A 5,977-nucleotide genomic window follows, 5' to 3' on the forward strand; every position below is an offset into this window, starting at 1 on the left:
GGTCCTCGTACGGGAACACCGCCACCGTCTTGGCGCCCAGCTCGTAGGCGGCACGGAAAGCACGGATCGCGATCTCGCCGCGATTGGCCACCAGGATCTTGGAGAACATCAACACCCGTTCCGCACCCGGGGCCGTTCGGCGGACACCCGGGCACTGATTCGTCGAAGGTCGGACAACGTCGCGCACACGGTCAGCATGGCCGTCCGCGGGCGGTCCTGACCAGTGAACCACGCCACCCCGGGGCACACTGTGACTGCTGTCACAGAGCGACGTCGTGGTCAGCGTACACGGCGGCGGCGCGGGGGCGGGGCGGCCGCGGGCGGCTCCGCGCCGGAGCGGGGCGGAGCGCGCCCGCCCGGCTACGATGGGCGCAGCCGTCTCCTCGCCGCGGCCCCCGATCCCGGACCCGAGGAGCCGCTCCTCCCGTTTCCCCGCGAGCGAAGGGTGTCCCCTCCGTGCAGATCGTCAGCGTCAGCAGCCTCAAGGGCGGTGTCGGCAAGTCCTCCGTGACCCTGGGGATCGCCTCGGCGGCCCTGCAGGCGGGAGTGCCCACGCTGGTGGTGGACCTCGACCCGCACGCCGACGCCACGACCGGACTGGGCGTGCACCCGGAGCGCGGTCACGACATCGGAGAGGTGCTGCGCAGGCCGCGCCGGGGAGCGCTCGAGCGCGTGGTCGTGGCCTCGGCCTGGGCGGTGCGGGCCGGCCTGGACAGCAGGGCCCTCGACGTCGCCCCGGGCTCGGCCCGCTCGTCCCACCTCGACCGCTCCGAGTACCGGGAGAAGGACCTCGGCCGGCTGGAGCGCGCGCTCTCCGGCGCCCAGGGGTACGACCTGGTGCTGGTCGACTGCCCGCCCACCCTGAGCGCGCTGACCCGCACGGCGTGGGCCGCCAGCGACAAGGTGCTCTCGGTGGCGGAGCCCTCGCTGTTCTCGGTGGCGGGCACCAAGCGCACGATGACGGCGATCGCCCAGTTCGAGCAGAGCCGCACGTGGGCCGTGCCGGCTGCCGGGGTGGTGGTCAACAAGGTCCAGCACTCGTCGGTGGAGCACCGGCACCGCCTGGACGAGCTGCAGGAGCTGTTCGGCCCCCTGCTGGTCAGCCCGGTGATCCCGGACCTGCCCGTCTGGCAGCAGGCGCAGGGCGCGGCCTGGCCGATCCACCGCTGGCCGGGAGCGGAGGCCCAGGACATCTCCGGGCGGTACACGGCGATCCTGCAGGGCCTGATCGACGGCTCGTCCTGAGCCGCCCGGCTCAGCCCGCGCTCTGCCGGCGGGCCCGGCGCTCGGAGAGCTCGTCCCCGGGCAGCGGCTCCTGGGCGGGGGCGCGGTCCGCTCCGGTGTGCTCCCCGGGGAGCGCCGCGAGGGTCCCCTCGACCTCGCGCCACACCCGGCCCACGGCGATCCCGAAGACGCCCTGTCCGCCCTGCACCAGGTCGATGACCTCGTGGGGGGACGTGCACGCGTAGACGCTGGCGCCGTCGCTCATCATGGTGAGCCGGGCCAGGTCCTCCACGCCCTGGGCGCGCAGCGCCCCCACGGCGGTGCGGATCTGCTGCAGGGAGACGCCGGTGTCCAGGAGCCGCTTGACGATCTTCAGGACGAGGATGTCGCGGAAGCTGTAGAGCCGCTGCGTGCCGGACCCGGAGGCGCCGCGCACGGTGGGCTCCACGAGACCGGTCCGCGCCCAGTAGTCGAGCTGCCGGTAGGTGATGCCCGCGGCCTTGCAGGCGGTGGGGCCGCGGTAGCCGACGGACTCGTCCCGGATCACGGAGTCGTCGAAGAGGACGCCCTGGGTGCCGTGCGCCGGAGGGCCGCCGGGCTGCTCGCGTTCGCTCACGCCGCCTCCTCGCTCGTGGACCCGGTGCTCGCGGCGCCGGGAGTGGATGGTCTCACAGAGACGTCCGGATCCCCCCGGGAACACCTCGAGTACACCTTATGACGGTAGACCTCCCCGGGGACGGGGTCAAAGACATCAGGGGCCCGGACCCCGTGTCGGGCGGACGGGGACGGCTCAGAAGTCCTCGGGGTCGACGTTGTCGAGGAAGTCGCGGAACTGCTCGACCTGCGTCTCCGGGGGCAGCTGCGGCTCTCCCTCCCCCGCGCGGGGGGACGGCTCCCGCAGCTCCCCGTCCCCGCTCATCACGAGACCGGCTTCGTCGAGGACGGTCTCGGTGCACAGGATGGGGCAGTCGGTGCGGGCGGCCAGGGCGATCGCGTCCGAGGCGCGGGAGTCGACGACCGTGCCGTCCGAGAACTCGAGCGCGGCGTGGAAGACCCCCTCCTCCACCGTGTGGATCCGCACCCGGGTGAGCGTGCGCCCGAACGCGGTGGCCACCGACAGCACGAGGTCGTGCGTCAGGGGCCGGGGCGGCTCGATCCCCTGCACGGCGAAGACGATGGACGTCGCCTCGTTCGTGCCGATCCAGATCGGCAGGTGCCGTCCGCCCTCGACCTCGCGGAGGACGACGACGGGCTGCGCCGACGGCACGTCCATGCGGACGCCCGCGATCTCCATCAGGACCTGGTGCACGGCCACGTCAGCCCTCCACCGCGGCGCGCTCCTGGAGCGCGGCGATCTCCGAGCGCACGAGCGAGGTGTGGATGGTGAGGCACAGGCCCGAGATCTCCTGGGCGCGCTCGACCGCGCGTGCCCTCGAGGCGGCGTCCCGGCGGGAGGTGAGGGGCGCGACGGCGCGCTCCACGAGGCCCAGTTCCCGGTCCGCGGCGGCCTTGAAGGGGCGCAGGTGGCGCGGTTCCAGACCGTGGGCCGTCAGCGCGAGGGCCGCCCGGGTGATGGCGAGGGCGTGGTCGTCGAAGGCCCCGTTCTGCTCCCGGATCAGCCCGTAGCTCACGAGCTCCCGGACGAGCGGGATGCCGGCGCCCGTGCGGGCGGCGAGCTCCCGCAGGTTGTAGGTGCGCGGCGCGCTGACGACCGGCAGGGGGGCGGTGACCGGATCGGCGGGCTCCGCGGTGCGCCGGGCGTCGTCGGCGCGGGCGTCCTCGTCGGCGTCCAGCCGCTCCCGGATCACCTTCAGCGGGAGGTAGCGGTCGCGCTGGAGCTCCAGGATCCGGCGCAGCCGGTCCACGTCCGCGCGCGAGAATTTGCGGTAGCCGGACGCGGTGCGCGCCGGGTGGACCAGGCCCTTGTCCTCCAGGAAGCGCAGCTTCGAGGCGGTGATGCCGGGGTGGTCCTCGCCGAGCTCCTTGAGCACGGCGCTGATGCCCACCCGGGCCTCGTGCTGGACGTCGTCCCGGTGGGGATCGGTCTCCGCGGGGTCGGTCATGGCTCCCTTCTACTGGTCCGACTGCGAGCGCAGCGAACGGTAGAACGTGAACCGGAACTTCCCGATCTGGACCTCGTCGCCGTTGTCCAGCTGCGCGCTGTCCACGCGGTCGCCGTTGACGTAGGTGCCGTTCAGGGATCCGGAGTCGATGATCTCGAAGGAGTCGCCGCGCCGGACGAACCGCGCGTGCCGGCGCGAGACGGTGACGTCGTCCAGGAAGATCTCGGAGGACGGGTGGCGGCCGGCGGGGACCTCGTCCCGGTCCAGCAGGAAGCGTGACCCGGAGCCGCCGCTGTCGTGGGCCACGAGCAGTGCGCTGCGCGGCGGGAGCGCGGAGACCGCTGAGCTCTCCTCGGGGGAGAGCTTGTGCGAAGCCGCGTGCGAGAGGACCTCGGCCACGATCTGGATCGACGTGGTCTCCGGCTCCCCCTGGGGTGCGTTCGAGCCGTTCTGGGTTCTGGACATCTCTTCCCTCGACTGGTGACGTGTTGGTGGACGGGTCCTGTGGGACCCCTGCCCCGCGACCTCCTGTCCCGGCGGTTCCCGGGCGACCGGCCGGAGCCACCCGGTTGCTTGTCAGTGTACCGGGTGGTGGAGACACGGAGGGGCGGCCGGGACACGTCCCGGCTCGCGCGTGGTCGGGTCCTGCGCGGGTCAGTCGAGCTGGGCGGCGTACCCCTCGGCGTCGAGCAGCCCGGAGCGGTAGTCCTCGCCGGAGGGGCGGACCTCGAACAGCCAGCCCTCCGCGTAGGGGGCGGAGTTCACCGTCCCGGGCTCGGCCTCGAGCGCCTCGTTGACCGCGGTGACCTCACCGGAGACGGGGGCGAAGATGTCGCTCACGGACTTGGTGGACTCGATCTCGCCCACGGCGGCGCCCGCCTCGACGCTCTCCCCCACCTCGGGCAGCTGGACGAACACGACGTCGCCCAGCTCGCCCTGCGCGTGGTCGGTGATCCCGATGCGCACCGCGCCGTCGGCGTCGGGGCCCGCGATCCACTCGTGCTCGGCCGTGTAGGACAGGTCGGCGGGGATGTTGCTCATGGGGTGGCTCCTGGTCCGGCGGGTGCGGTCGGCTCGATTATGGCACAGACGTCCCCGTGGCCCGAGGGTGCGGGACCTCGCGGGTGTCGGCCGCTCAGCGGCCCTCCCACGCGGTGATCTCGGCGTGGATCGCCCGCTTGCGCTCCGTCCCCGCGAAGGACGCGTCCACCGAGTTGCGGGCCAGTGCGACGGCCTGCTCGTCGGTCAGTCCCAGCGCGTCGCGCAGGTCCTGGAAGACGTCCCCCACGTAGCCGCCGAAGTAGGCCGGGTCGTCGGAGTTGACCGTGACCAGCAGTCCGCGCTCGAGCATGTCCAGGACCGGGTGGTCGGCGAGCGTGTCGACCACGCGCAGCCGCACGTTGGACAGCGGGCACACGGTGAGCGGGACCCGCTCCGCGACGAGGCGGTCCACGAGCTCCGGGTCGCTCAGGCACTGGATGCCGTGGTCCACCCGCTCCACGCGCAGCACGTCGAGGGCCTCCCGGACGTACTCGGGACCCGCCTCCTCCCCCGCGTGGGCGACGACGTGCAGTCCGGCCGCCCGCGCCCGCGCGTAGACCTCCTCGAAGAGCGCCGGGGGATGGCCGACCTCGGCCGAGTCGAGGCCGATCCCGTCGATGCGCGGCAGCTGGTCCCCGAGGGAGTCGAAGAGCTCGACGGCCTCCGCGGCGGGCCGGTCCCGCAGGAAGCACAGCAGCAGCGTGCTGGTCAGGCCGTGCTCGGCCCGGGCGGCGTCGAGGGCGGCGCGGATGCCGTCGACCACCGTCCCGAGCGGCACGCCCCGGGCGGTGTGCGCCTGCGGGTCGAAGAAGACGTCGACGTGCCGCAGGCCCTGCGCCGCCGCGCGCTCGAGGTAGGCCCGGGTCAGCGCCTCGAAGTCGGAGGCGTCGCGCAGCACCGCCATCGTGGCGTAGTAGAGCGCGAGGAACGAGGACAGGTCCTCGAAGTCGTACTGCCGCCGCAGCTCCTCGACGGAGCCGTAGGGCAGCTCCACCCCGTTCTTGGCGGCGAGCGCGAACGCGAGCTCGGGCTCGAGGGTGCCCTCGATGTGCAGGTGCAGCTCCGCCTTGGGCAGGGTGTGCAGGTCGTTCAACTCCGGCGCTCCTTCGCGGTCGGCCCCGGGGACCGGAGCACTCGACGTCCCGTGCAGTGTATGCGCCGCGGTCGGCGGCGGGGCTCCGCCCCCGCTGCCGGGTCGCCCCGCACCGCCCGACCGCCGTCGGTTCCGCGGCCGGAGTGCTCTAGGCTCGCGAGCGGAGCCGCTCGGAGGAAGGAGTGCCGGATGTCCGGTGTCGTGGTGGTCGGACAGGTGGGACGGGATCTCGTGCTGACCGTGGCGGAGCTGCCGGCGGAGGGCGGTTCCGCCGACGTGCTCGAGCGGCAGGAGCTGCTCGGCGGCAAGGGCGCGAACCAGGCCGTGGCGTGCCGCCAGCTCGGCGCCGAGGTCGCCCTGGTGGGGGTCGTGGGCACCGACTCCGCCGGCACGGAGGTGCTCGCCCAGGCCGCGGCCGACGGGATCGACGTCGGCGCCGTGGTGCGCCGCGCCGGCGCCCCGACCGCGCTGCTCGTCGACCTCGTGGGGCCGCGCGGGGTCCGCCGCCTGCTGGAGGACGTGGACGCCGGGATGCTGCTGGACGCCGGGGACGTGC

Annotated in this window: 9 protein-coding genes; 2 read left to right on the forward strand and 7 right to left on the reverse strand. The window is 73.6% G+C overall.

Features of this window, described 5'->3' with window-relative positions:
- Positions 1-109, reverse strand: a 109-nt coding sequence (locus CRM73_RS20010; protein ID WP_229588646.1) for a biotin carboxylase N-terminal domain-containing protein, incomplete at its 3' end; no start/stop codon positions are given.
- A 347-nt stretch (positions 110-456) separates the two neighbouring features.
- On the opposite strand from CRM73_RS20010, the gene CRM73_RS17770 reads away from it, so the two are divergent.
- Positions 457-1,245 carry a ParA family protein gene (locus CRM73_RS17770; protein WP_109223022.1) on the forward strand — a complete coding sequence of 263 codons (789 nt, stop codon included), beginning with the start codon at positions 457-459 and terminating at the stop codon, positions 1,243-1,245.
- A gap of 10 nt (positions 1,246-1,255) precedes the next feature.
- On the opposite strand, the gene CRM73_RS17775 is transcribed toward CRM73_RS17770, so the two are convergent.
- From CRM73_RS17775 to CRM73_RS17800, 6 genes are all read right to left on the reverse strand, one after another.
- Complete coding sequence (locus CRM73_RS17775; protein WP_017833710.1) at positions 1,256-1,840, reverse strand: MerR family transcriptional regulator; 585 nt, start codon at positions 1,838-1,840, stop codon at positions 1,256-1,258.
- Positions 1,841-2,014: 174 nt separating this feature from the next.
- The gene (locus CRM73_RS17780; RefSeq protein ID WP_017833711.1) at positions 2,015-2,539 is read right to left on the reverse strand and encodes a bifunctional nuclease family protein; all 525 of its coding nucleotides are present in this window, start codon (positions 2,537-2,539) and stop codon (positions 2,015-2,017) included.
- Position 2,540: 1 nt separating this feature from the next.
- Positions 2,541-3,287 (reverse strand): MerR family transcriptional regulator, encoded by a 747-nt coding sequence (locus tag CRM73_RS17785; protein WP_017833712.1) that lies wholly within the window; start codon positions 3,285-3,287, stop codon positions 2,541-2,543.
- Between the two features lie 9 nt (positions 3,288-3,296).
- Positions 3,297-3,752: an FHA domain-containing protein gene (locus CRM73_RS17790; RefSeq protein ID WP_017833713.1), complete on the reverse strand. Its 456-nt coding sequence runs from the start codon at positions 3,750-3,752 to the stop codon at positions 3,297-3,299.
- Between the two features lie 189 nt (positions 3,753-3,941).
- On the reverse strand, positions 3,942-4,328 hold the full coding sequence (gcvH, locus tag CRM73_RS17795) for a glycine cleavage system protein GcvH (RefSeq protein ID WP_035924064.1): 387 nt from the start codon (positions 4,326-4,328) through the stop codon (positions 3,942-3,944).
- Between the two features lie 94 nt (positions 4,329-4,422).
- Positions 4,423-5,421: an adenosine deaminase gene (locus tag CRM73_RS17800; protein WP_109223020.1), complete on the reverse strand. Its 999-nt coding sequence runs from the start codon at positions 5,419-5,421 to the stop codon at positions 4,423-4,425.
- A 189-nt stretch (positions 5,422-5,610) separates the two neighbouring features.
- Between CRM73_RS17800 and CRM73_RS17805 the strand changes: the two genes are divergently transcribed.
- Positions 5,611-5,977, forward strand: a 367-nt coding sequence (locus CRM73_RS17805; protein WP_229588645.1) for a PfkB family carbohydrate kinase, incomplete at its 3' end; no start/stop codon positions are given.

Origin of the sequence: Kocuria sp. CCUG 69068, assembly GCF_020833785.1 — a bacterium.
Lineage (GTDB): Bacteria > Actinomycetota > Actinomycetes > Actinomycetales > Micrococcaceae > Kocuria > Kocuria rosea.